Genomic DNA, 25,120 nt, shown 5'->3' with positions numbered 1-25,120 from the left:
TCCTCCTCCAAATGAAGAGACAACATAAAACATCTGCACCGCGTACTTTAGTTTGATTGTTGCTATGGATATCCGCAAAAAATATAAGCATCTCGTATTAATCCCGAATTCCGGCAAACGATAGCAAAATTTGTTATTCGTATCGCTTCCTCCCGACATGATAACTACTGCTGATTATTCAGAACATTTGGTGTTTGTTTGGCGCATAGCGCATTTCCATCAGGAGAACGGGGTGAACAAACTTGCAGCTACCGGCGTGCGGGTAGGGGTGGACGTCGGCGGGACTTTTACCGATTTTGTTTTATTCGATCCTGTTCGTCAGCAGTATTTTTTCCATAAGCAGCCTAGTACGCCGGATGAACCGGCGCGCGCCGTGCGAGATGGCCTGCTGGCGCTGCTGGTCAAAAGCCGGCTTACTGCCAGCGCGCTATCGCTCTTGCTGCACGGCACGACGCTCGGACTCAATGCCATTATTCAGCGGCGCGGTGCGAAGATCGCGCTGGTGGTGAGCCGCGGGTTCCGTGATGTACTGGAGATTGGCCGGGCGCGGATGCCATCCTCTTTTGATTTTCATGCGGATCGTGAGCCGCCATTTCTGCCGCGTCAGCGTGTGTTGGAGGTTTCCGCCCGTTTTACGCCGCAAGGCGTGTGGTCGCAGCGACCGACGGAGACAGAGATTGATGAACTGGCGGCCCAGATCGTCCAGCTTGACGTCAGCGCCGTGGCGTTGATGACCATTAACGGCTATGCCAATCCGCAGGCCGAGGCCGATCTGGCGCAGCAAATCGCCGGGCGTTTGCCGGCGATCCCGGTGCTGTCCGCTGCGCAGCTATGGCCGGAGATCCGTGAGTATGAACGTACGCTGGTGGCTGGATTGAATGCCTATATCCAACCGTTGATGCAATGCTACTTTTCCCGGCTGGCTGATTTGCTGCAACAGGAGGCGATTGCTGCCGAACTGCTGATTACCGCCTCCAACGGCGGCGTATTGCCGTTGGCCGCGGCCAGACAGCGTCCGGTGGATACGCTGCTGTCTGGCCCGGCTTCCGGCGTGAGCGCCACTGCGCAGCGGGTGAAAAACGCCGGAGGCGGCGGCTTTATCTCCTTCGATATGGGCGGCACCAGCAGCGATATTTCGCTTTCCGTCAGCGGGGAGATCGAACGGGTCACGCGGACCGATATCGGCGGTCTGCCGCTCATCCTGCCGGTTGTCGGCGTGTCGGCGATTGGGGCGGGCGGCGGCTCGATCGTGTACGTCGATGAATACGGTATTTTGAAAGTTGGACCGGAAAGCGCCGGAGCCGATCCGGGACCGGTCGCCTACGCCCGCGGCGGCGAACAGCCGACGATAACGGATTGTTATCTGGTGAGCGGCATTTTACAGGCTGAGGCGTTTCTCGGCGGCTCAATGCCGCTGGATGCCGCTCGCGCCCACGCGGCATTGACTCAACTGGCCGCACCGCTGGGGATGACAGGCGATGATGCGGCGGAGCGGGCCGCCAGCGGTGCGCTGGCGGTAGCGACTACGCAGATGGCGACCGAATTGAATAAAGTTCTGGCGCAGCACGGCGCAACACCCGATGCGTTGACGCTGGTGCCGTTTGGCGGAGCGGGGCCTACCCACGCCAACCTGCTGGCGGAAGAGGCTGGCATCACACGGATTCTGGTGCCGCCGCGTCCCGGCACGTTCTGTGCTCTGGGCGCGGCGACGGCGGATATTCGCCGTGACTTTGTCCGCAGTCTGCGGGTCACGGTGACGGAGGCCACTTTTGAACATATCCGCGTTGCGTTGGCGGCCCTGCGCGAACAGGCTCAGGCGTGGTTCGCCCAACAGGTGGCCGCGTTCAGCGAGCGCTTCACGCTAGCCGTTGAGGCGGATATGCGCTATGCCGGCCAGGCCTATGAACTGACCGTCGCACTGGATGATGTCGAAAGTATCAGCGTTGCCCAGCTAGTGCGGGCCTTCACGCAGTTGCATCAGCAACGTTACGGCTTTACCAATCGCGATGCCGCGATTGATTTGACCACATTACGGCTTTCGCTTACGGCATGGCTGCCGCCGTTGCCGGACGAGATCCCTACCGGGCCGCTGCCGGCGACCGCGCCGCCGACTACGCGGGTCTTTTATCATCGTCAGCGCTGGCAATCTGCCACAGTTTGGCAACGTAATGCGCTGCGGGTCGGTGATGTGCTGAACGGTCCGGCTATTGTTGAGCAGGACGATACCACTACGCTGATTTTACCTGATTGGCTGGGGCGGTTGGATGCGCAGGGCAACCTGCTGATTGTGCGCCAGTCTGAAGGAGAGCGCCGATGAAACTGGATGCGATTACGCTGGAAATTCTCAACAACAAGTTGACCGCGCTGACCGAGGAGATGTGCCATATCCTGCAACGCACGGGACGTACGCTCTATGTCAAGGAAACCGCAGACTTCTGCTGTGCCATCGCCGATCGTCACGGTCGTTTTTTTGCCTACCCGCGCGGCATTGGCGTATCGGGATTTGTCGGACTGAACTGCCTGCCGACCATGCAGGCGGTTGAAGATCTTCAGCCGGGCGATGTGATCCTTACCAACGATCCTTATCGCTCGCGCGGTCTGGCGACCCACCTGCCGGATCTGCAACTGCTGGCGCCGTGGTTCGTTGATGGCGAGATTGTCGCCTGGGGCTGGGCTTTTCTGCATGCTTCCGATGTGGGGGGACGCGTGCCCAGCAGCATTTCTCCCACCAATAGCGATATCTATCAGGAAGGGTTGCAAATTCCGCCGGTCAGGTTGGTACGGGCGGGAGAAATTAATCGCGATCTGATGCATATACTGGCAGCCAACAGCCGTACCCCGGATGCCAACGCCGGGGATATTCAGGCGATGCTGGCGGCGCTCAACGCAGGATACCAGCGACTGGAGCAGATCGTTCGCCAGCACGGCGCGGCGGATGTGCTACAGGCGCAGCAGGATTTACAGGATTATGCGGCGGCGCGCGCGCGTCAGGTATTACGGCGTATTCCGGACGGCACTTATTCGTTTGAGGATTATCTGGACGATGAAGCGGGCAGCGGCCTACCGGTACGGCTGGCGCTGAGCGCACGTTTTCACGATGGTGCCGTACACCTCGATTTTACCGGCAGCGATGCGCAGGTGACGGCGGCTATCAATATTCCCAGCCACGGCGAGCCGCACGCCTGGCTGACGCTGCGCATTCTGGCGCTGGTCTGCACGCTGGATAAAACCGTACCGCTTAACGCGGGACTGCTGGCGCCGGTGTCGCTGTATGCGCCGTCCGGCTCGCTGGTCAACCCACGGTTTCCGGCGGCGGTGGGGGTACGGCATGCCACCGCCGTACGGGTCAATGATTTGCTTAATGGTCTGCTGGGACAGGCGTTGGCCGACATTATGCCAGCCGCCAGCGGCGGAACGATTATCCCGCTGGTGGTGGCCGAAGCGCGGGGACAGGGCAGCGAGCAGAACGTGCAAGTGATTGAGCCGATGGTGGGCGGCGGCGGCGGACGTGCCGGTCGTGATGGCATTGATGGCCGTGACAATAGCATCTCAAATCTGGCGAACAATCCGGTCGAAATGGTGGAGGCGGAAACGCATATCGAAATTCTGCAATACGCCTTGCGTGAAAATTCGGCGGGTGCGGGGCAGTGGCGCGGTGGCATGGGGCAACAGATCCGTATCCGCATACTTCAGGACGACAGCACCATTCTGGCGCGTGGCATGGAACGTATGGTGTTCCAGCCGTGGGGCGTGTGCGGCGGTTTACCGGGCAAATGCGCGGCTATGACACTGAACCCCGGGCGAGGTGACGCCGTCACGCTGGGTAAAATCGATCTGCTCAGCGTAACAGCCGGCGACGAAATTTTACTACAAACCCCGGGCGGCGGCGGCTGGGGCGACCCGTTTACCCGTGATATCGCCGCCGTACAGCGCGACGTTGATAATCAGCTGATTAGCGCGGAGGTTGCCCGCGAACAGTATGGCGTGGCGATCCGCAATGGCGAGGTCGATCGCGCCGCGACCGGCCTGCTCAGAGCCGGTGCCGCACCGCGATCGTCGTTCGGCCAGGCGCGTGATAACTGGCAGGCGGTGTTTGACGCGCAACAAATGACGCGCCTCAATACCCTGTTATATCCGCTCTCGCCGGAGGAACGGCGTCGTTATCGCCAGCGGGTTTACGCCATCGCGCTGGCCCATTTACCGCCGCGTTTTCCGCAGGAAACTTATTCCACTATCGACTCTGCCCGACAAGGTTTCGCCGATGCCGTTGCCGCATTGGAACGGCGCGATTTATCGCTATCCGCAACGTGAAAGCGTGCGATTTACCCACCAGGAGAAAAATATGCGTGTCACAGTGATCAGGGCATTAGTACTTACCGCGTTGGCAGGAAGCCTTGCGACGACCGTTTACGCCGAGTCGGCAACGCCACAGGCCACCGACTCGGTGGTGATTGGCGTATATGGCGGTGACTGGGAGAAGAATATCCGCGCCTCCGGGCTGGAGCAATTCGCCAAAGACAACAACATCAAATTGACCGTCGTGCCCGGCGCCGACGCGGAGTGGTTTGCCAAGCTGCGCGCGGCCAAAGGCCGTCGGGCGCCTTATGATATCGTGGTTTTTCAGCCGGATACGGTGCAGCGTGCGGTAGCAGCGGGGTTGCTGCAACCGTTGGATGCGCAGCACATTCCGAATCTGGACAAGCTGTATCAGAGCGTGCAGTCGCGCTTTGTCAGCGACAACAAGACCTATGCCGCCGCGTTCAGCCTGGGTCAACTGGGGCTGGCGTATCGCAGCGATCTGGTCAAGACGCCACCCACCAGCTGGCTGGATTTATGGAAGCCGGAATACAAAGGGCACGTGGCGATTTCGTCCCCAACCTATGCTGCTGGTTTACAGTTCTTTGCCGGTCTGGTGAACGCACTGGGTGGCAAGCTGAACGACCCGGCTGACGTGGACAAAGCCTTCGCCAAGCTGGCGGAACTGCGCGGCAACGCGGTAGCGTTTCCTGACAGCCCCGGTGCGATCCAGACCCTGCTGGAGCGCGGCGACGCCTGGGTGGTGCCTTACTGGGACGGCCGCGTATTCGCCCTGAAGCAGCAGGGGATGAAGGTGGATTTCGTTTACCCATCGGACGGGCCGGTGGTGGGCGCAGCCAACTGGGTTATTCCCAAAGGCGCGCCGAATCTGGCGAATGCCTACAAACTGGTGAATGCGCTGTCCAGCGATACGGTGCAGAAGGCCTTCTCCGATAAGTCGCTTTATGGCATGACCAACAAAGACGTGCAGTACAGCGCGACGTTGAAGCAGCAGGTACAGGTGGGCGAAGAGGCTTATAGCAAGTTGATCTGGATCGATTACGCCACCGCCACGCCGAAACTGGCCGACTGGACCAGCCGCTGGAGCAAGGCGCTGGGGGGAGGACAATGAGCGCCGTCTCGATTGAAGCGATAGAACGGCAGTTTGACGCTCATCGGGCTCTGGATGGCGTCAGTATCGAGATCCGGCAGGGCGAATTTTTTTCCCTGCTGGGGCCGAGTGGCTGTGGAAAAACCACCCTGCTGAATATTATTGCCGGGTTTCTGGCGCCCACCACCGGCCGCGTGTGGATTGCCGGTCAGGATGTGACCGACTGGCCGCCGTACCGCCGCAACATCGGCATGGTATTTCAGAACTACGCGTTATTTCCCCACCTCAGCGTGGAAGAGAACGTCGCGTATGGGCTTAAGGTCAGGCGCGCCAGCCGTCACAAACAGCAACGGCGGGTTAATGAGGTATTGCGACAGGTGCGGCTCGACGGGCTGGAGACGCGGATGCCGCATCAATTGTCCGGCGGGCAGCAGCAGCGGGTAGCGATTGCCCGTGCTCTGGCGATTGAGCCTCAGGTGCTGCTGCTGGATGAACCACTCTCCAATCTTGATGCCCGGCTGCGCAAGGCGATGCAGGACGAACTGCGGGCGTTGCAGCAGCGTGTTGGCATCACTACGGTACTGGTGACGCACGATCAGGAAGAGGCGCTGACGCTTTCCGATCGTATCGGCATTCTGGGTCATGGCCATCTTCAGCAGGTCGGCCAGCCGCTGCAACTGTATCGGTCGCCGAAAAACCGGTTTGTCGCCGAGTTTATCGGTCAGGCGAATTTGCTGTCAGTGACGGCGGATGCGGCGTTCGGCGGCTATCGGGCTACCGATCGGTTTAGTGCGGACGCTCAGCCGCTGACGCTGGCGGCGACGGATTTTGATCCGCGAGCCACCCTGGCGATCATCCGGCCGGAACGCATCTCGTTGGCGTCGACGCCGCTGGAACCGGGCGTCAACCGTAGCGCGTCCACGGTGAAACAGGCCAGTTATGCCGGCGCCTCGATTCGCCTGACCTGCCGGTTGCCAGGCGGCGGAGACTTGCTGGTGCAGGCGGATGAACGCGCGTTTTCCAAACTGCCCGACGCGGGCGACACCTGTTTTCTGAGTTGGAACGCGGAAGATGTGATTGTGCTGCCTGCGGAGGCGGCCGCCTCATGAACCGTCTGTTGATGGGTATCAAGCAGAACGCCTTTCCGTGGCTGATGTTGATGCCGTGTCTGGTGTTCCTGCTGCTATTTCTGCTGGTGCCGCTATTGCTACTCGTTGATCAAAGCCTGACCAACGTTGATAGCCTGCTGGAGCCGCTGTCGGGATTCAGTCTGGCGCAGTATCTGACGGTATTTACCCAACATGAATACCTGTACGCGCTCTGGACGACGCTGTGGGTATCGGTGTTGACCGCGCTGCTGACCGTGGCGCTGGCCTGGCCCGCGGCCTGGCTGCTGGTTACTACCCGCCAGCGGTTTTGGCGCACGTTGCTGTATGTGATCCTGATTTCACCGTTGCTAACCAGCGTGGTGATCCGCACCTTCGCCTGGATTGTGCTGCTGGCGCAAAACGGCCTGATTAACAGCTTTCTGATGGCGACCAGCCTGATCCCCCAGCCTCTGAGCCTGCTGTGGAACATGAACGCGGTGATTATTGCCTATGTGCAGGTGATGTTGCCCTTTGCGGTGCTGCCGCTGGTTACCTCGCTGAATGAGATCGCGCCGTCGTTGCGGCTGGCGTCGATGAGTCTGGGAGCCACGCCAGCGCAAACCTTCCGGCGGGTGGTGCTGCCGTTGACCCTGCCAGGCATGCTGACAGGCTTCATTATTGTGTTTTCACTGGCAGCGGGTAGCTATATCACGCCGTTGCTGATTGGCGGTCGGCTGCAACCGCTACTGCCTATCGCCATTTATCAGCAGGCAATGCAGATCGCCAATCTGCCGTTGGCCGCCGCCCTGTCGCTGTCGCTGCTGGTTATCACGCTGTTGGTGGCCGGGCTGGCGGGGACGGTGCTGAAACGCTGGGAGAGGAAAAATTATGGTCGCTGATCGTTCGGTTATGACGCGTTTGCGTCAGGGCGTGGTCACGCTGGCCGGTATGCTGGTCTATGCTTTTCTGGCGTTGCCGGTGCTGGTGATTGTGCTGTCGGCGTTCAGCCCGGAGGCGTATCCGCAGTTTCCGCCACGGGGGGGATCGCTGCGCTGGTTTCGGGCGTTATTCGACGATGAAGGCTGGCAGTCGTCATTAACCATCAGCATGCTGTTGCTGGTCATCGTGACGCCCGTTACGGTCATTGTCGGCACCTTTGCCGCCTGGGCGCTGGCGCGGCTGGACTTTCGCTACCGGGAGAGCTTGCAGGCGTTTATCCTCTCGCCGTTGATGATCCCGCAGGTGGTGCTGGGCATCGCCTTGCTGTATGTGCTGACCGCAGCCGGTATGGCTGGCATGGTGGCCGGACTGGCGATCGGTCATACGGTGGTGGCGCTGCCTTATGTGGTTCGCACCGTCAGCGTCAGTCTGGCGGCCATGGACCGGCGTCTGGAAGCCGTTTCGATGAGTCTGGGCGCGGGGCGTTGGTATACCTTCCGCCATGTTACGCTACCGCTGATTAAACCCGGTATGCTGGCAGGCGCGGTCTTTGCGGCGGTCACGTCATTTGGCGAGGTGTCGGTGAGCCTGTTTCTCACCGCGCCGGACACCATTACGGTGCCGGTGCGTATCTTCAACTATGTGGATCAAACGTTCGACCCGACGGTAAACGCCATCTCGGTGATTTTTATCGCCATTGCGGTACTGGTATTGATCGCTATTGAGAAAAGCATTGGTCTGACGAAAATTATCTAAGAGTAGCGCGCTGGCGGTGAACGTATTTGATTATCTGTTTTCAGCGTTATTGTCTGAACAGGCAAGCCAATGCCGTTTATTAAATATCCTTATCCTGAATCTCTATATAAAGAAATGAACGGTTGCCGCTATAGTAATAGATAAATAGCTAATTAGAACCAGCGTTATTATTTTTATACTCGTCAGGCAGATATCCGGCACGTTGCGTTAAGCGATGGTGGAGAGCTATAAATTTTATTTCATTCCCGCGTTTGAACACGCAAGGGCGGTCTTGGTGCGTCCCTAAACCGGTTGATTATTAAAGCGTTACCAGATTATTGGAGGGGTGGAAATATAACATTATTTATCCAGTCCATTGCTGCGTGACATAAATAAAAGGGTAATCAGTATGGGAAACATAGCCTTACAACAACGTATCAGTCATAGTATTGAACGGTATCGCGAGGAATATATCGCGATTGCCAAAGATATTCATGCACATCCGGAAACCGGTAATAATGAATATTACGCCAGCGGATTATTGACGGCATTGCTGAAAAAACATCAATTTACGGTGACGCTAAACGTTGCCGGTCATGAAACGGCTTTTTATGCGGAAAAGGACAGCGGCAAACCGGGACCGACGGTTGCCTACCTCGCTGAATATGACGCCTTGATCGAAATCGGCCATGCCTGTGGTCATAACATTATCGGCGTGACCAGTCTGGCGGCGGCGATTGCGTTGGCGGAAGTGATTGACCAGACCGGCGGCAAGGTCGTGGTGCTGGGGACGCCAGCGGAAGAGGGCGGCCTGCGTGGTAAAGGGGGGCTGAATGGCAATGTGAAGGCCCGCTTTGTCGAACACGGTTTTCTTGATGACGTGGATGCGGCGCTAATGGTTCATCCCTCCGGCAAAACGCGTCTCACCGGCCCTACGTTGGCAAATAATCATCTCTATTTCCATTTTTACGGCAAACCTTCCCATGCCGGTAGCTCGCCGCATAAAGGCGTGAACGCTCTGGATGCGCTGGTGCTGCTTTATAACGGCATCAGCGTGCTGCGTCAGCAGCTTCCTGATGGCGTGCGGGTTCACGGCATTATCACCAATGGCGGTCAGGCGCCGAACGTTATTCCGGAATACGCCAGCGCGCACTATTACATCCGCGCTAAAACGCGTGAGGAAGTCGTGGCGCTGGAACCGCGCATTCGCGCCATTGCGGATGGCGTTGCGCTGGCGACCGGGACGACGGTAAAGATTGAACATCAGGTTGGCCCGCGTGATTTCCGCATCAACCATACGCTGAATGCGATCTTACTGGAGGAGTTCACCACTGCGGGTGAGATTGTCGATCAAACGGCCAAAGAAGGCCTTGGCTCAACGGATGCCGGCGATATCAGCCACGCGGTGCCGACGGCGCATCCCACCATCAAAATCGGTCCTGACGATCTGATCGGCCACACCGTGCCGTTCCGTGAGGCGGCCAATTCGCCGCTCGGTTATGCCGCGCTGATTACCGGCGCACAGGTTCTGGCCCGTACCGGACTGCGGCTGTTGACCGATGCCCAACTGCTACAGGATGTGAAAGACGAGTTTGCCGATCGCCGGGCGGTGACGGACGCGGCTTAACGACGAATATCATGATAACAAGGGAGTTTCCCATCAATGAAATGGTTTACCGTTCCTGTCGCCGCGCTCTTGCTGGCGGCCAGTTTACCCTGGGGAATCGCGCAGGCTGACGCCGTTAACCGCGATGCAGCGCTAAATATCGCCTACGGCAAGCGGCCGGGCACGCTCGATCCTTACCTGACCACCAATAGCGCCACCACGGACGTGGTGCGCCATATTTTTGAACAGCTCTTTACCATCAACGATCGGTTCGAACCGGTGCCGGATCTGGTTGAACGCTATTCGCTCAGCGACGATCGTAAGGTCTATACGTTCGTGCTGCGCGACGGGATACGTTTTCATGACGGCCAGCCGCTGACGGCGGATGACGTGGTAGCCTCGATGAACCGCTGGCTGGATGTTTCCACTCAGGGGAAAGCCAACCTGCCGAGCGCTCAATTTACCCGCGTTGACGATCGCACCGTGCAACTGACGGTTCCATCGCCGTCGCTGATTACCCTGAATGTGCTGGCTGATTTGAAAAATCTGGCGGCGATCATGCCCAAGCGCCTGATCGATGAGGCCAACGCCAGCAAAAAGCCAGTGAGTGAGTTAATTGGCACCGGCCCGTACAAGCTGGCGGAATTTAAACAGGGGGACTACCTGCACCTTACCCGCTATGACGGCTATGTCTCGCGCAGCGAACCGGCGAACGGTCTGTCAGGGCAGAAGAAGGCGGAGGTGAAGGATATCTGGTTTCGCTACATCACCGATGAATCAACCCGGCTGGCAGGGGCGTTGACCGGTGAATATGATGTGGTCTTCGATCTGCCGAAAGACAATATCGATACGCTGAACAGTGCGCGCGATGTGACGTTATACCGTCCTGAGGCGGGCGGATCGCTCATCACTTATCTGTTCAACAAAAACCGCGGGCCGTTTGCCGATGTAAAACTGCGTCAGGCGTTCAATTTGGCGCTGGATGTGCATCAGGTGCTGTTGGCGGGTTACAGCGATCCGCGGTTTTTCAAAGAAGATTCCTCGCTGGGTTTCCCCGAACAGGTGGACTGGTATAGCGAAGCTGGCAAGCCATACTGGAATCAGCACCAGTTGGACGAGGCGCGCCGTCTGGTAAAGGAATCCGCATACAACGGCGAGGAGGTGGTGATTATCGCCACCAAGGAGTACGCCGAGCTGTATAATCTGGCTATCGTCGCGCAGCAGGTGCTCAAGCAGATCGGCGTGAAATCCCGTCTTGATGTCTATGATTGGGCCACGGTGCTACAGCGTCGTCAGGACCCCAAAAACTTTGATTTATGCGCGCTGGAGTTTTCCATGCGTCAGGTGTTGCACCAGTATCCCTTCCTCGATTCCCGCGCCAAATTTCCTGGCTTGAGCAACAGCCCGGAAATCGATGCGTTGCTGGATGACATCAAACAGGCGTCGTCGTTGCAGGATGCCAGAGGACTGGTGGATAAACTTCACGTTCAGACCTGGACCTATCTGCCGGTAATTGTTCTGGGACGCACGACACCGGATGCCGTGGCGGTAAAACACAATGTTCACGGCTATCGGGATCTGATCGGGCCGATACTGTGGAACGTCAGCGTAACGGCGCAGTAAGCGGAGAAGCGAATGGGATGGTTCCTTTTCCATCGTCTGCTGGCGCTGATACCGGTGTTGCTGGTGGTATCCGTGGTGGTGTTCTGCCTGGTGCATCTGGCGCCTGGCGATCCGGTGCTGGTGATATTGGGTAACGACGCCAGCCCGGACGATATCGCCGTGCTACGCCAGCAAATGGGACTCGACAAACCGCTGCTGACACAGTTCGTCGTCTGGTTTGGCGCGGTGTTGCGCGGCGATCTCGGCCACTCGCTCTTTATGAATGCCAGCGTGCTGTCGCTTTTTCTCCAGCATCTGCAACCTACGCTGGCGCTTGCCCTGTATGCGCAGGGTATCGCTCTGCTGCTTGGTCTGGGCGCTGGCGTGCTCAGCGCCTGGCAACATGGCAGGCTGCTGGATCGCCTGATTATGGGGTTGGTGGCCGTGGGGATGTCGATTCCCGGTTTTTTACTCGGCCTGTTCCTGATTTTCTTTTTTGCCGTGCAACTGCGCTGGTTTCCGGTGGTGGGATACAGCTCCACCCGAGGCGATATGCTGCTGAATCTGTGGTATATGACGCTGCCCGCGCTGGCGTTGGGGTTGCGTATCGCCGCTCTGATTGCCCGCATGACGCGGGCGGTCATGCTGGACGTGCTGAGTGAAAACTATATCAAGACCGCACGGGCCAAAGGCATACCCGAGTATCGGGTGTTGCTGCGCCACGGGTTAAAAAACGCGTTGCTGCCGATCCTGACTATCTGCGGTGAATCCTTTGGTTCGCTGGTGACGGGGACGATTGTCATTGAGAGCGTCTTCGGTATTCCTGGCGTCGGCTCACTGGTGGTTGATTCGATCGAGCGCCGCGATTTTTCGGTTATTCAGGGGGCGGTCTTGTTAATCACCACCAGCTACGTCCTGATCAATCTGGCTGTCGATGTGCTGGGACATGCGGTTGATCCACGCATCAGCCTGTCAGGTGAGAAGGAGTGAGATGAAAAAGTTGCTTTCCAATTGGCTACTGACGACGGGGATAGCCATTCTGCTGGTCATTCTGGTGGTTGCGGTGGGCGGGGCGCTATTCAGCCCTTACGATCCCTATGCCCTCAACCCGATGCAGCGGCTGTCGCCGCCCGGTAGCCAGCACTGGTTCGGCACCGATAACTTTGGTCGTGATGTTTTTGTCCGGGTGGCCATTGCGGTACAGATATCGCTGTCGGTTGGCGGTGCCGTTGCGCTGATTTCGGGCATTATTGGTACGCTGATCGGCCTGCTGTGTACCTGGTATCGGCTGTTGGATCTGGTCATCATGCGGGTTTGCGACGGGCTGTTCGCGTTTCCTTCGCTGCTGCTGGCGATTGCCATTGTCGGCATCCTTGGCCCTAATCCGTCTAATGTCGTGCTGGCGCTGTCTCTGGTTTATGTCCCGTCGGTCGCGCGCGTGATGCGGGCGTCGGCGCTGGTCATAAAAGAGAAAAATTACATAGAGGCGTTGCGTGCGCAGGGCGCGAAGAGCAGCCGGATTATCTGGATGCACATCCTGCCTAATGTGGTATCGCCGCTGATTATCCAGATATCGTGGATATTTTCGGTGGCGATCCTCACCGAAGCGGCGCTGAGCTTTCTTGGCTCCGGCATCCCGGCCCCAACGCCCAGCCTTGGGAATTTGCTGTTGGAGGGTAAAAAGGTGATCTTTACCTGCTGGTGGATGACCTTCTACCCCGGTATTGCCATCGTGCTGCTGATCCTGGCCCTGAACATGATTGGAGACGGCCTGCGCGATCTCTCCGATCCCACTATTAAGCCGCTTTCACGCAGAATTACCCGACTGCTGAATACGGTGACGACGCCAAAGTGAACATGATGAGTGAAACACCACTACTGTCCGTGAAAGACCTGACGGTGACGTTTGCCGCGCAGTCTGACCTGCTGCATCCTGTCCGCGGACTCTCCTTCGAGGTGGAACGGCATGAAACGCTGGGCATTATCGGTGAGTCGGGCTGTGGCAAAAGCGTAACCGCCGAAGCGCTGATGGGGCTGTTGCCGGAGCGTTACTGCCGGGTCGGGGGGGAAGCCTGCCTGAACGGCCAGCCGCTGCTCTCCCCGTCGAATGACGTGCGCCGGCGCCTGCGCGGCAATGCGCTGGCGATGATTTTTCAGGACCCGCTTTCCAGTCTCAATCCGGTTTATACCATCGGCTTTCAGATCGAGGAAAGCCTGCGGCAGCACACCTTGCTATCGCGTCAGGCGCGCAAAGCGCGCGTGCTTGAACTGTTGGCTCAGGTCGGTATGCCCGATCCGCCCGGGTGTGCCGCGGCCTACCCGCACAGGCTGTCAGGCGGTATGCGTCAGCGGGTTATGATTGCTATCGCCATTGCCTGCGGACCGGCGCTGCTGATTGCCGATGAGCCGACGACCGCGCTTGACGTAACGATTCAGGCGCAGATTCTCGCGCTGCTGGAGCAGTTGAAAACCGAGACCGACATGGGAATTATGCTGATTACGCACGATCTATCGGTTGTGGCGCAGATGTGCCAGCGTGTGATCGTGATGTATCTGGGCGAGATTGTGGAACAGGCGGATGTTTTCACGCTGTTTGATGATGCCCGGCACCCTTACACTCAGGCGCTGTTGCGTGCGGTGCCCAATCTCAACGCATCGCGCAAAGGCGAGTTGCCCGAGATAGCCGGCAGCGTACCGCCGCTTACCCGCACGCCGGTCGGCTGTGGTTTTGCGCCGCGCTGTCCGCTGGCCGACGCCCGTTGTCATACTACGCCGCCAGTGCTGTCCGGCACCGATAAACCCGGACATCTGGTGCGCTGCTGGAAAGCCGATAGCATTGGGGGCCCTTCATGATCGAACCTCTGTTAACCGTGAAAAATCTGCGTAAAACGTTTCGGGTTGGGCGAGGGTGGCGGAAAAAAAGCGTAGTGGCACTGGATAATGTCAGTTTCCATATTTTTCCCGGCGAAACCTATGCGCTGGTGGGGGAATCCGGCAGTGGAAAAAGTACCACGGGCCGCAGCATACTTGGCCTGACGCCGGCCAACGCTGGCGAACTGCACTTTGCCGGCCAGGATTTGCGGCGACAGAGTTCAGCCCAGCGCCGACAGCTAAGACGTGATATGCAAATGATATTCCAGGACCCGCTCTCCTCGCTGGATCCCAAACGCAGCGTGGGGTACAGCATTGAGGAGCCGCTGATTATTCATGGCATACGCGACGGTCAGTGGCGTAAAGAACAGGTGGCGAAGATACTGACGCGGGTCGGGTTTACGCCAGCGGATGCAGGGCGGTTTCCTCATGAGTTTTCCGGCGGCCAGCGTCAGCGTATCGGCATCGCCCGCGCGCTGGTGCTGCAACCCAAATTGATTGTGTGTGACGAACCGGTGTCGGCGTTGGATGTGTCTATCCAGTCGCAAATTCTCAATCTGTTACTGGCGCTACAGCGCGAGCAAGGGGTGGCGTATCTGTTTATCTCCCACGATTTGAGCGTGGTGTATCACTTGGCCGATCGGATTGGCGTGATGTATCGGGGCCGTATTGTGGAGGAAGCGCCGGCGGAGACGCTATTTTCGCAGGCTCGCCACCCTTATACGCGCTTGCTGCTGGCATCGATTCCGCCAGCCCATCCGTGGCTGAAACAGACCGCCGCTCAGGTTGAACAAAAGGAAATTGCAGACAGCGGCTGTCAGTTTGACGTACCGGCGTCCGGCGCAGAAGCGCGTTGCCGTGTTCATCATGCGCAAGAGTTTTGGGTCAGCGAGCATCACCGTGTGGCCTGCACGCCGCGCTAATCCAATGCTCATGTTACAAATTACAGCGTTCCTCGCCATCGCCTGCCCACTGGCGCGTTGTTGATGCAATCCGGGTTGCCAGTCGGGCGATGACCTGCTGCTGGGCGAGGAACATATCGGTATATCCTCCCGGGGCATTTTCGGTGAACTGGCTGCTGCATACCAGCCGCTTGCGTTTTTCGCCATTCACCAGACTCAGGCTCCAGTCTGCTTCAAATTTGACAAACTGACCGGGCCAGGTATCAAAACGCCGGACCTGAACCAGAATTTTGATTACCGGTATTGCTTCCGTTCGCGCCAGTCCGGAGACATCCTGAGTATCCAGCCGTTTAACCAGTTCTGTGGATAATGACGTTTGGATTTCATCGCCCAGCGGACTTAACCAGCGTTCATTCTCCAGCACAAGGGCGTCGTTTTTACCCTGACGTACCACCATCTGCGGCATGTCGAGCTGTGTGGGGACACCGACAGGCAACACGGCGATGAAAAAAGGCGCGGGCTGTATCGCTTTCACGTCCTCAGAGGAAGGGGCGACCAGCGTATGGTAACGGACTGACGGCGAGGAGCAGGCCGCCAGCGAGATCATCAGCGTAAAGAAGCAGAGTCGTGGGATCGCGATCATTTGTTCGAACCTTTCTTGGGCGGAATAGTGTTTGTGGCATCGGGCAGATCGGGATCGCCAGGACGGCCTCGTAACAGTGATTCAGGACGTCGATCGATCTGATCGGTCAGACTGCGTATTGCCCGCAAGGTACGCTGGACTTCCTGCAAAGATTGCATCACGCCGATCAGAAAAGGAGAGTCGTCGGCAAGCAGACTCTGGGCGCTGAGGGTTGTCAGCCTCATTTGTTTCAGTAGCTGATTTGCTTCGGGTAATGTCTGGCCATTGACCTGATTGAGCGTTTTATTCACCCCTGACAGCGTGGTATTCAGGTTATGCGCAATGGATTCCAGCGGCATGCTATCGACTTTGCCGATAATGCTTGCCATCTGTTCCTGTAGCCGGTCGAAGCCACCATTGAATGTCGGCAGCATAAGTGGACGAGCATTCATGTCAAACGGGATTTTCGTCGCATCGGGGACGAAATCGAGGGAAATATAGAGCTGTCCGGTCAGCAGATTACTGGCGGTGACCTGAGCGCGCAGGCCGTGATCAACCAAATCACGGGTAAATTCGGCCGTCTCGTCTTCCAGCGCTTTTCTCTGCTTTGGCAGTTTCTCCAATACGCCGCCGAGCCGATTGGGGTAGACCTCAATGCTTACCACCGTTGGGAACCGATAGCCTGTGGCGCTGTAATCCAGTTCGACGGCAACGACCCGACCAATCTTTATGCTGGAAAACTCAACGGGGGCGCCAATCTCAAGGCCATGCAGCGAGCGTTCAAAACGCAGTTTGAATGTGATTGCCGGGCCGTCCGGCGGCGCCATCGCAGATTCCTGATCCCTGGCCAGCACATACTCTGTTTTCGAAGGGGTTTGGCGTGCTTTCTGGCTGTTTTCAGGTGTGTAAAAGGCGATGCCTCCCGCCATGATGGCCGCGACGGTTTGTGTTCTAAGCCGGAAACCGTTGGCGCCGACGGACAGGTCCATCCCACTGACATTCCAGAAACGAGTATCGGGTGTAACAAACCGATCATAAGGCGTATCAATAAATACCTGTAGATTGATACCTTTACCATCATCCCTTAGCTGGTATGACGCAATGCGGCCGACCTGAACGCGGCGATAATAGACCGGTGAACCAATATCCAGCGATCCTAAATCGTCGGCTTGCACGACAAAACGGGAACCCGGCATACCGTTAATAATCGCGGGAGGGGATTCCAGACCGGTGAATCGTCGGCTTGTCTGCGGCGAATCTCCCTTGTCTGCGCCAATGTAGGCGCCGGAGAGCAGGGTATCAATGCCGGTTACCCCTTCAATGCCCACTCGCGGGCGGACTACCCAGAAACGCGAGTTGGCGCGCGCCAGATTTTCTGCGCTTTTGTTGAGTTGTACGGTGGCAAGAACCTGCTCGCTGTCATCGCTTAAGGTAATGTTCTTAACCATCCCTACCGTTACGTCTTTATATTTGACCGCCGTTTTGCCCGCTTCAAGACCGGTAGCGGTCTGAAAGGAGATGATGATTTCCGGACCGGATGAGAACCAGGTATGTATCAACATGGACGCGCCGGTCAGCAGTGCAATGCAGGGGGCAAGCCAGATCAGCGATACCTGCCAGCGGCGACGGATAATGGTGGGATCGCCGGGTTGTGGAGATTCGTGGGTCATTTCACATCACCTTCCCAGATAAGACGAGGGTCGTAATTTATAGCGGACAGCATGGTCAAAATAACGACCAGACCGAAAAACAGGATGCCGCTGCGTGGTTCGGCTTCACTGAAGGACTGAAATCTGACCAGAGACGACACGGCAGCGATGACCACCACATCCAGCATGGACCAGTAGCCAATCCATTCCGTCATTCGATAGAGCTTTGCCCGTTCGAGCATCGCCCAGGTTCGTTGCCGCCGGGAAGCGAGCAGCAGGAACGCGAGGATCAGGAATTTCAGACAAGGGATCACCACGCTGGCGGTAAAGATAAGCAGGGCAATACCGTAAGAGCCGCCGCGCCAGAAATCGATGACGCCCGCCATGATGGTGCTCTCGCTGCCATTGCCGAACATACTGGTATACATCACGGGCAGAACATTGGCCGGAATATAAAAGATCATAGCTGAGATCAGCAGCGCTGCGGATCGGGTCAGACTGTCGTGGTGCCGATAGGTCAGACGGGAATGGCAGCGCGGGCAGACGGCCGCAGTATCCGTTGCGGCGTCATGCTGACAGACAAGACCGCAGACATGACAGGCCGTCACATTGATTTGCCGGGCATACGGTATGTTAGCCATGCTGCGCCGCCTTACTCTGATGGCGATCCGGCATAAGCATCCATAGCGGCCGAAGATCCTGATTGTTGATTAAGATGATGAACAGCATTAACGCCAGCATGGCCCAACATCCCGCCCCCGGAATAACCTGCAAAAAACCGGAAAGTTTGATTGCCGCCACCAGGAATCCCAGCATTCCGATTTCAATCATGCTCCAGGGACGCAGCCACATAAGCACTTTCATTAAGCTGATGAAACCCGGCGCACACTGGCCATTTCGCGCGAAGAACACGATCCATCCGAAGAGGGTGATTTGCAAAAAAGGAGCGACAATCAGCAAAAACAATGTGCATATCGCCAGCGGGAAGGTCGTACCATTCGCCAGAGCCAGCGCGGCCTGCCACATGGTCGCAGCCTGCTGTACCGAATGAAAGCTGACGCTGATAACCGGGTAGACGTTAGCCATGACAAAGGTAACGGCTGCCGTCAGCGTCAAGGCCAGCATGTGTTCGGTATTAAGCCGTCCGGAACGATACAGGATCGCCTGACAGCGTTCGCACCGGGCGACTTCGTCAACGTTGAGCGCCCGGTGTTGGTACACGCTGTCGCAATGTGTACAGACCACCAGATGGGGATATGTTTTCATAGTGTCAATCTGACAAGATCTCTGTAAGAAATGAACGGCAGATAACCCGCGTGGTTAACCGGTTATCTGCCGCCACTGTTATTGGTTATATGCGTGGTGCTGTGCTTTTTCCCTGGTGCCGGATGATGCGATTTGTCTCATCGGCGTCCGGCTTATTTCAGCATGTCGGCCAGTTCTTCGGCTCCTTTATCCAACCCGACTTCCGCAGCACTCAGTGAACCAATGGTGGCGCCGACGTTCATGGCGTTCGGATACTGTTTTGCCACATAGGCATTGAGTAGCGTATTGGTTGTGGCGTCATAAATTTCAACGGCATAGTTTACAGAACCGTCAAGCAATCCCTCTTTCCCACGGATAGACTGCACGATGTTATAGGGGCCGCCGGCCAGATCGAATTTGGTAAAAGTACCCGCAACCGGGGTGGTGGTGTCGGCACCGGTCAGCGTCAGTTTCAGCCTAAGTGTGTCTGGTGATGCAGCAGTAACTTCTCTGAAGCGCGGACGCAGGTTTTTACTGAAGGTATCGTGCATGTAGGTTGCCAGTGCTTGCCGATCTTCCTGTGAAATATCATCAAACTGGTTATCTGCTCCCTGATAGACGACAACGGGATCAATGATGATGTTGGTGTATTTCTTCCAATCGACAGCGGTGGAATAGCGATAAGGAATACGGTCTGATTTGTCATCAGTATTAGGTTTCAATTGGGATGAGGAACTGATACCAGAATAATGAACGGGTGGGGTTCCGGCACAGCCCGCCAACACAACCGCCAGAGTCAAAACCGCAGAACGAGAGACCTTAGAGAATGTGAACATGTGAAATATCCTGTATGAAGAAAGCACCATCAGTGAAGATGTAACCTATTGTTTAAGTTGTTTTTATTGTCTCATCAGGGCCGTATTTAACACGGCGAGCGAGTATATAAAATCAACAAAACACGACTGTACGGTTTAGTTTTGCATTGAAATTATTTAAGTGTCAAGAAAATGTACTACTTTGTTTAATTATCTTTGTGTAAGTTGAAAGAGGCGGGGGCGGAGGCCACCTTATGGTGTGAGGCGCTTTATCTAAAAAGATAAAACAAGGTGTTCTCTTTTTATTGAAGAGAAAGAGGTATTTTTTATCGGTTATCCAGGCAGGTATTTCATTAAAATGATGACGATTTTACTGATTGTTACGTTAATTATGGCGGTAACAATATACGCCTATCTCAAACAGCCTCAGTTCGGCCAATTGCCGTCGGGGACTGAACTTGAAAGACTCAAACAGTCATCTTTTTATCATGATGAAGGGTTTAGAAATTTAGCGGCCACGCCACAGTTGACCGGCGGAAGTCATCCCTTTGTGACGATGGCAAAGTTTCTTTTTGGGACTGATGCTGATGCGATCCCGCGCGTTCCGCTGCCTTCCATCAAGACTGATTTGCACGCGCTGGATAAAAATCAATCTCTGGTCATCTGGATGGGGCACTCATCCTATTTTCTGCAAATAGATGGTAAACGTATTCTGATCGATCCGGTATTCAGCGCCAGCGCTGCGCCGGTTCCAGGGATGAATAAAGCTTTTGACGGCAGTAATATCTATACCGCAGATGATATCCCGGATATCGATTACCTGCTGATTTCACACGACCACTGGGATCACCTTGATTACCCCACGATAATGCAATTGAAAGCAAAAATTAATCATATCGTTTCACCCTTGGGCGTGGGGAGCTATTTTATTCAATGGGGATTTGATCAGCAAAAAATACATGAGGGCGATTGGTTCGATACGGTTCAGCTTGAACAGGATCTGGCAATTCACGTATTGCCTGCCCGTCACTTTTCAGGGCGTCTATTGGAAAGAAATAAAACGCTTTGGGCATCCTTTGCGCTAATCACCCCGCAGCGCAAACTCTATATCAGCGGCGATAGTGGTTATGGCCCTCATTTTAAAGAGATTGGCGATCGGTTCGGGCCTTTTGATTTAGCCATATTGGAATGCGGTCAATATAACGAAAACTGGCGTTATATTCATATGATGCCTGAAGAAACCGTACAGGCCGCTCAGGATCTGAACGCCGCGGCGATAATTCCCTCACATAACAGTAAATTCAAACTCGCCCATCATACCTGGTATGACCCGCTTAAACGGTTAGCCACGGCCAGTGAAAATAAAGCGTATCAATTACTGACTCCCATGATAGGCCAAACGGTCAATATGGATGAAAAACAGCCGCCTTTCCCTCGCTGGTGGGAAACGGTGGTCAGTCGTGCGGAAAATTCAAAATAACGCCAGCAGCATCAATTCGCCAGAGTGAGCGCAGACAAGATGCTCTGGCCGGTTCAACGTTGAGAGTCAAACCGTAAATAGGCTGAATAGGCCGGTAACCCTGCCTGATTTCCGCGCGGGGCGTGCCGAGAACACGGTTCTGCGTTGAAAATTCTGAGAAAATGCTGTTTTCTTATATACTTATCCTTGGTGTTATTTGCAGACACGATAATGAGAAGGACGACGATGAGAATACCGATTCGCACGGATAATAAACTGCTTCAACGCCTGCTGTTGCTGGCTGCTCTGGTGATTATCATGATGGGAATTCACATGGCGGCATCGATTCTGTCGGTATTGCTGCTGGCGCTTTTCCTGGCGATCGTGTTGGAACCGGTGGTCAGCTTGTTGTGCCGTACGCGGCTGCCGCGCCCGCTAATTGTGGTTCTGTTAGGCCTTGTCTTGTTGATGGCGCTGGTATACACATTGCTGAAACTTGTTGCGGCATTGCCGGAGTTTAACCAGATGAGCATGCAGATGCAGGGGCTACTTACCCGACAGCTGGCCGATAGCTGGCTACCGTTGCAGAGCATGGGATTGTCGTTGACGCCGGAAGCGGCAGTATCACTGGTTAACCCGGGACAATTCCTGTCGCTGATCGCACGCATGCTCAGCGGAATATCGAGCCTTTTTTCCGCCATGTTAGTCATCTTCCTGACGGTGATTTTCATGTTGATTGAAGTTCCATCGCTGGTGGCGAAATGCCAAAAACTGTTTCGGGCGACATCGCCTGAAATGCAGATGGTTCGGCAGGGGATTGCCAGCGTATCCCATTATCTGGCGTTGAAAACATTGATCAGCGCAGTGAATGGATTGGCCGTTTGGGGCGTATTGTCATTGTTGCAGGTGAAGTTTGCTTTCCTCTGGGGCGTTGTCGCTTTTCTGTTTAACTTCATTCCGGTGGTCGGTTCGATGGTGGCTTCCATTCCTCCACTGATTCAGGCCTTTGTTTTCAACGGGTTCAGTACCGGTGCTGCCGCGCTGGCCATTATTCTCTTAATCAACCTGCTACTGGGCTGGGTGCTGGAGCCGTATCTGTTCGGGCGCAATCTCAACATGTCCACCAGTGTCATTATTATCTCGCTTCTGGTCTGGGAGGGGTTACTGGGGATGACGGGCGTACTGTTGGCCGTTCCTCTCACTATGATGCTCAAACTGGCGTTAGAACAGGTTGAGGGGGGAAAGACGCTGGCCCGCCTGCTGGAAGGATAGTGGCTCCTTGTGACAGCTAACTCACTGACATTGCTTCATTTTCATACAATGCAGCGATATGATATACTTACAGTTAGTAAACTGAACTGTTTGGTAATTTGGTAGCCTATTGTTTTATCACACTGCTTCTTAATTATTAACGCAACAGCAGAGACTAACCCAGGGAGGTAGAATGAGAACTCTGACAGAGGAACGGCGTCTGGCAATAATCGATGCCGCCTCGCAGCTATTCCAGGAAATGGGGTATGAGCGCGCATCAATGAACGAGGTCGCAAAGCGAGTCGGAGGCTCTAAGGCGACGCTTTATAACTATTTCACATCGAAAGAAGAGCTGTTTGAAACGGTAGTGCGTACTCACAGTACCCGTTTTCTGACAGAGGCAGCGACGCAATTGACAGGGAACAACAGTGAAGAGCTTAACCTTGAACAAAAGCTGACGCAGTTTGGCGAGGGTATGCTTCAGGTTCTTGGCGGCGATAATCAGGCCATGCAAATTTACCGTGTGGTGGTGGGGGAAGCCGGGCATTCCAATATTGGTAACCTGTTTCTTGAATCCGGCATCCAGGAAAGCATGGAAAAACTCGCTCAGGTCATGGCCGATGCCATGCAGAAAGGCGAATTGATTGAGGGAGAACCAATGCTTCGGGCGAAGCAGTTTACCTCACTGGTTAAAGCTGAAATTGATGTGATAATCCTTCAGCGTGAACTGCCGAATTTTACGCATCGGCAGATCCAAAAGATGGTTAAGAACAGTGTCCAGCTTTTTCTTTATGGCGCATTACCTCGGCAGGAAGGCAATAAAAAATAATATCCGGCTATTTCTTCTTGCTATCCCTTTTCAGGTAGAGCGCGCGCCAGTCTCTGTTTTAAGCTGTCGTAGCTTCGGGATTTTTAACAGAGCAGTCCTTGTAATAGCATGCCCGTTTTTCCGGAATGGCTATTTCTTTCTCTTTCTCATGGCGTTCGTTTTACTCATAGATACCGGCATACAGGTCGGTATCTATGAGTATGCTTTATCACTACCCCCGATTAAGAATACGGAGAAAATCCTGTTTATTTGAAATAAGCGAGAGCGCATTAGCAATGACTTCATCACTAAAAATCGATGCGACTTGTTTTAGTACATCGATATGCTGTTTCTCTTTAGCGATAACACCAATGGTAATGAACATCACATTACTTCTATCCCAAATAACGCCATCAGGAAATTGAAAAATCTCAATGCCCTTTTTAACAATGATATTTGTGGCTGATTTCGGTAGATGAGGAAGGGTAATGCCATTTCCCAGGAACGTGGACACCTGTTGCTCTCTCTCATTGAGAAAAGCAATACAATCCTGACTGACATAGCCTTTTTCTTTGAAAGAATTACCTACCATCGATAAAACTTCAGCTTTGTTTTTTGCCTGGCAACCTAAATGAAGGTTATCGATTGTAATATCATCTATCATATTCTGTCTCCTTTTCGAGATAATTCATTTTACTTCGAGTCAAACCTTTTTTACTACGCTCCTGAAGACAGTTCTTCCTCTAATTGCTCTAATGATTTATTCGATGTTTCTGGCAATGCGAATACGACAAATAGTATAACCAGATAGTTTATGACGGCAAGGATCAGGAATACGGGTCCCAGGCCGAGTTTCGCCTGAAGTACCGGGAATAAATAGCTGACGATGGCGTTCATAATCCACATGAACAATACCGAAATGCCCATGGATAGCCCACGGATTTTTAACGGGAAGAGTTCAGCTAATACCACCCAGGTAAGAAAACCCATGGTGCCTTGCATAACGCCGACAAATAATGCGCCCAGCAGCCAGATAGCCGTGGCTTTTACATCGCCAACCAGGTAATAGTCAACCGCGGCGATGATCAGATGTAATGTCGCCATGAGGGCAAAACCAGAAATAATCAGTGTCTTCCGTTTAAACCGGTCAACCAGAAAGATAACCCCGATTAGCATGCCACCGACAGAAAAAACGCCGTTTAACACATTGCATATCAACGCCATTCTTTCGGAAAAACCCGAGGTGCGGAGTATTTCCGTACCGTAATACATAATAACATTCACCCCGGTTGTTTGCTGCACCGCGGCCCAGGCGATACCAACCAGCAGTAATTTGAAAATCCATGGCGTGTGGATAATGATTGACAGAGCGCCTTGAGAATGCAGTTTCTTTTCTGCTTCGATATTAATCAACGTCACGATATCTTCAAATTCTTTAACCGCTCTTTCCGCTGGCCGAATTTGTTTTAAAATGGATAATGCTTCTTCCCGTCGATTTTTGCTAATCAACCAGCGGGGACTTTCTGGCGAACTCCACATGCCGATAAGCAAACCTATGGCCGGTATCGCCTGAACAATTAACATATACCGCCAAACATCGGGGAGATGCCCCCAAACGTAACCAATAACGGCATTAATCGCGAACGCGGCTAATTGGCCGATAACAATGGCTACTTCATTTAACCCAGTGAGTTTCCCTCGCCTTTCGGTTGGGGCTATTTCGGATATGAACGCGGGCGCGGTAACCGATGCTCCGCCTACGGCATAACCGAGTAAAAACCTGGCAAGCAATAGACTGGTGATATTGGGTGATGCTGCGGACATCATGGCACCGAACAAGAAAACGAATGATAAATATAATAAATATTTTCGTCGGCCAAAATAGTCGGCCAGTTTGCCGCCGCAGACACTACCAAGCGCGGCCCCGACTAAAAGTACGCTCATGACGAGGCCTTCAGTTGTCGGTGTGAGAGCCATGTTTTCTTTTAGGGAAGGGAAAGCGCCATTGATAACACCCGTGTCATAACCAAAGAGCAAGCCACCGAACGTAGCGACCAATGTTATTTGGTGTAATCGTTTTCTTTGTTGTATATTGAGTTCCATAATTAGCGACATGTCTTT

At 54.8% G+C, this 25,120-nt stretch carries 22 protein-coding genes; 15 read left to right on the top strand and 7 right to left on the bottom strand.

What is annotated here, in order from left to right; all coding sequences use genetic code 11:
• Positions 1 to 232 precede the first annotated feature (232 nt).
• From B4923_RS05790 to B4923_RS05735, 12 genes are all read left to right on the top strand, one after another.
• Positions 233 to 2,317, top strand: a complete 2,085-nt coding sequence (locus B4923_RS05790; RefSeq protein ID WP_109053400.1) for a hydantoinase/oxoprolinase family protein — start codon at positions 233 to 235, stop codon at positions 2,315 to 2,317.
• On the top strand, positions 2,314 to 4,311 hold the full coding sequence (locus tag B4923_RS05785) for a hydantoinase B/oxoprolinase family protein (protein WP_109053399.1): 1,998 nt from the start codon (positions 2,314 to 2,316) through the stop codon (positions 4,309 to 4,311). The genes B4923_RS05790 and B4923_RS05785 overlap by 4 nt, the downstream gene beginning before the upstream one ends.
• Positions 4,262 to 5,428 carry an ABC transporter substrate-binding protein gene (locus B4923_RS05780; RefSeq protein WP_245929497.1) on the top strand — a complete coding sequence of 389 codons (1,167 nt, stop codon included), beginning with the start codon at positions 4,262 to 4,264 and terminating at the stop codon, positions 5,426 to 5,428. The genes B4923_RS05785 and B4923_RS05780 overlap by 50 nt, the downstream gene beginning before the upstream one ends.
• Complete coding sequence (locus B4923_RS05775; protein WP_109053398.1) at positions 5,425 to 6,516, top strand: ABC transporter ATP-binding protein; 1,092 nt, start codon at positions 5,425 to 5,427, stop codon at positions 6,514 to 6,516. The genes B4923_RS05780 and B4923_RS05775 overlap by 4 nt, the downstream gene beginning before the upstream one ends.
• Positions 6,513 to 7,394: an ABC transporter permease gene (locus B4923_RS05770; RefSeq protein ID WP_211313924.1), complete on the top strand. Its 882-nt coding sequence runs from the start codon at positions 6,513 to 6,515 to the stop codon at positions 7,392 to 7,394. Before B4923_RS05775 ends, B4923_RS05770 begins: the two co-directional genes overlap by 4 nt.
• Positions 7,384 to 8,190 carry an ABC transporter permease gene (locus B4923_RS05765; protein WP_109053397.1) on the top strand — a complete coding sequence of 269 codons (807 nt, stop codon included), beginning with the start codon at positions 7,384 to 7,386 and terminating at the stop codon, positions 8,188 to 8,190. The genes B4923_RS05770 and B4923_RS05765 overlap by 11 nt, the downstream gene beginning before the upstream one ends.
• A 388-nt stretch (positions 8,191 to 8,578) precedes the next feature.
• A complete protein-coding gene (locus B4923_RS05760; RefSeq protein WP_109053396.1) occupies positions 8,579 to 9,796 on the top strand; it encodes a M20 family metallopeptidase in 1,218 nt (405 codons plus the stop codon).
• Positions 9,797 to 9,832: 36 nt separating this feature from the next.
• Positions 9,833 to 11,398, top strand: coding sequence for an ABC transporter substrate-binding protein (locus B4923_RS05755; protein WP_109053395.1), 1,566 nt, complete (start codon positions 9,833 to 9,835; stop codon positions 11,396 to 11,398).
• 12 nt (positions 11,399 to 11,410) lie between these two features.
• Entirely contained in the window at positions 11,411 to 12,367 is a 957-nt protein-coding gene (locus tag B4923_RS05750) for an ABC transporter permease (RefSeq protein WP_109053394.1), read from the top strand.
• 1 nt (position 12,368) lies between these two features.
• The gene (locus B4923_RS05745; protein WP_109053393.1) at positions 12,369 to 13,232 is read left to right on the top strand and encodes an ABC transporter permease; all 864 of its coding nucleotides are present in this window, start codon (positions 12,369 to 12,371) and stop codon (positions 13,230 to 13,232) included.
• A 2-nt stretch (positions 13,233 to 13,234) separates the two neighbouring features.
• Complete coding sequence (locus tag B4923_RS05740) at positions 13,235 to 14,230, top strand: ABC transporter ATP-binding protein (protein ID WP_109053392.1); 996 nt, start codon at positions 13,235 to 13,237, stop codon at positions 14,228 to 14,230.
• Entirely contained in the window at positions 14,227 to 15,171 is a 945-nt protein-coding gene (locus B4923_RS05735) for an ABC transporter ATP-binding protein (RefSeq protein ID WP_109053391.1), read from the top strand. Before B4923_RS05740 ends, B4923_RS05735 begins: the two co-directional genes overlap by 4 nt.
• Before the next feature lie 13 nt (positions 15,172 to 15,184).
• Here B4923_RS05735 and B4923_RS05730 read toward each other — a convergent pair whose 3' ends face one another.
• The 5 genes from B4923_RS05730 to B4923_RS05710 form a co-directional block, all read right to left on the bottom strand.
• Entirely contained in the window at positions 15,185 to 15,793 is a 609-nt protein-coding gene (locus B4923_RS05730; protein ID WP_109053390.1) for a PqiC family protein, read from the bottom strand.
• Positions 15,790 to 17,442, bottom strand: coding sequence for a PqiB family protein (locus B4923_RS05725; RefSeq protein ID WP_109053389.1), 1,653 nt, complete (start codon positions 17,440 to 17,442; stop codon positions 15,790 to 15,792). Before B4923_RS05725 ends, B4923_RS05730 begins: the two co-directional genes overlap by 4 nt.
• Positions 17,439 to 18,062 carry a paraquat-inducible protein A gene (locus B4923_RS05720; RefSeq protein WP_109053388.1) on the bottom strand — a complete coding sequence of 208 codons (624 nt, stop codon included), beginning with the start codon at positions 18,060 to 18,062 and terminating at the stop codon, positions 17,439 to 17,441. Before B4923_RS05720 ends, B4923_RS05725 begins: the two co-directional genes overlap by 4 nt.
• Positions 18,055 to 18,687 (bottom strand): paraquat-inducible protein A, encoded by a 633-nt coding sequence (locus B4923_RS05715; protein WP_109053387.1) that lies wholly within the window; start codon positions 18,685 to 18,687, stop codon positions 18,055 to 18,057. The genes B4923_RS05720 and B4923_RS05715 overlap by 8 nt, the downstream gene beginning before the upstream one ends.
• 152 nt (positions 18,688 to 18,839) lie before the next feature.
• Positions 18,840 to 19,502 (bottom strand): DUF3313 domain-containing protein, encoded by a 663-nt coding sequence (locus tag B4923_RS05710; protein WP_109053386.1) that lies wholly within the window; start codon positions 19,500 to 19,502, stop codon positions 18,840 to 18,842.
• Positions 19,503 to 19,839: 337 nt separating this feature from the next.
• Between B4923_RS05710 and B4923_RS05705 the strand changes: the two genes are divergently transcribed.
• The 3 genes from B4923_RS05705 to B4923_RS05695 all read left to right on the top strand — a co-directional run bounded on the left by B4923_RS05705 (position 19,840) and on the right by B4923_RS05695 (position 23,020).
• Complete coding sequence (locus B4923_RS05705; protein WP_109053385.1) at positions 19,840 to 20,961, top strand: MBL fold metallo-hydrolase; 1,122 nt, start codon at positions 19,840 to 19,842, stop codon at positions 20,959 to 20,961.
• A gap of 225 nt (positions 20,962 to 21,186) precedes the next feature.
• Positions 21,187 to 22,212: an AI-2E family transporter gene (locus tag B4923_RS05700; protein WP_170116012.1), complete on the top strand. Its 1,026-nt coding sequence runs from the start codon at positions 21,187 to 21,189 to the stop codon at positions 22,210 to 22,212.
• A 172-nt stretch (positions 22,213 to 22,384) separates the two neighbouring features.
• Entirely contained in the window at positions 22,385 to 23,020 is a 636-nt protein-coding gene (locus tag B4923_RS05695; RefSeq protein ID WP_109053383.1) for a TetR/AcrR family transcriptional regulator, read from the top strand.
• 211 nt (positions 23,021 to 23,231) lie between these two features.
• Here B4923_RS05695 and B4923_RS05690 read toward each other — a convergent pair whose 3' ends face one another.
• Positions 23,232 to 23,663, bottom strand: coding sequence for a PTS mannitol transporter subunit IIA (locus B4923_RS05690; protein ID WP_109053382.1), 432 nt, complete (start codon positions 23,661 to 23,663; stop codon positions 23,232 to 23,234).
• 53 nt (positions 23,664 to 23,716) lie between these two features.
• Complete coding sequence (locus B4923_RS05685; protein WP_109053381.1) at positions 23,717 to 25,114, bottom strand: sugar porter family MFS transporter; 1,398 nt, start codon at positions 25,112 to 25,114, stop codon at positions 23,717 to 23,719.
• Between the last annotated feature and the right edge of the window lie 6 nt (positions 25,115 to 25,120).

It is taken from the genome of Brenneria roseae subsp. americana, from assembly GCF_003115815.1.
GTDB classification, from domain to species: Bacteria; Pseudomonadota; Gammaproteobacteria; order Enterobacterales; family Enterobacteriaceae; genus Brenneria; species Brenneria roseae.
This window is presented reverse-complemented; position numbering and strand designations above follow the sequence as displayed.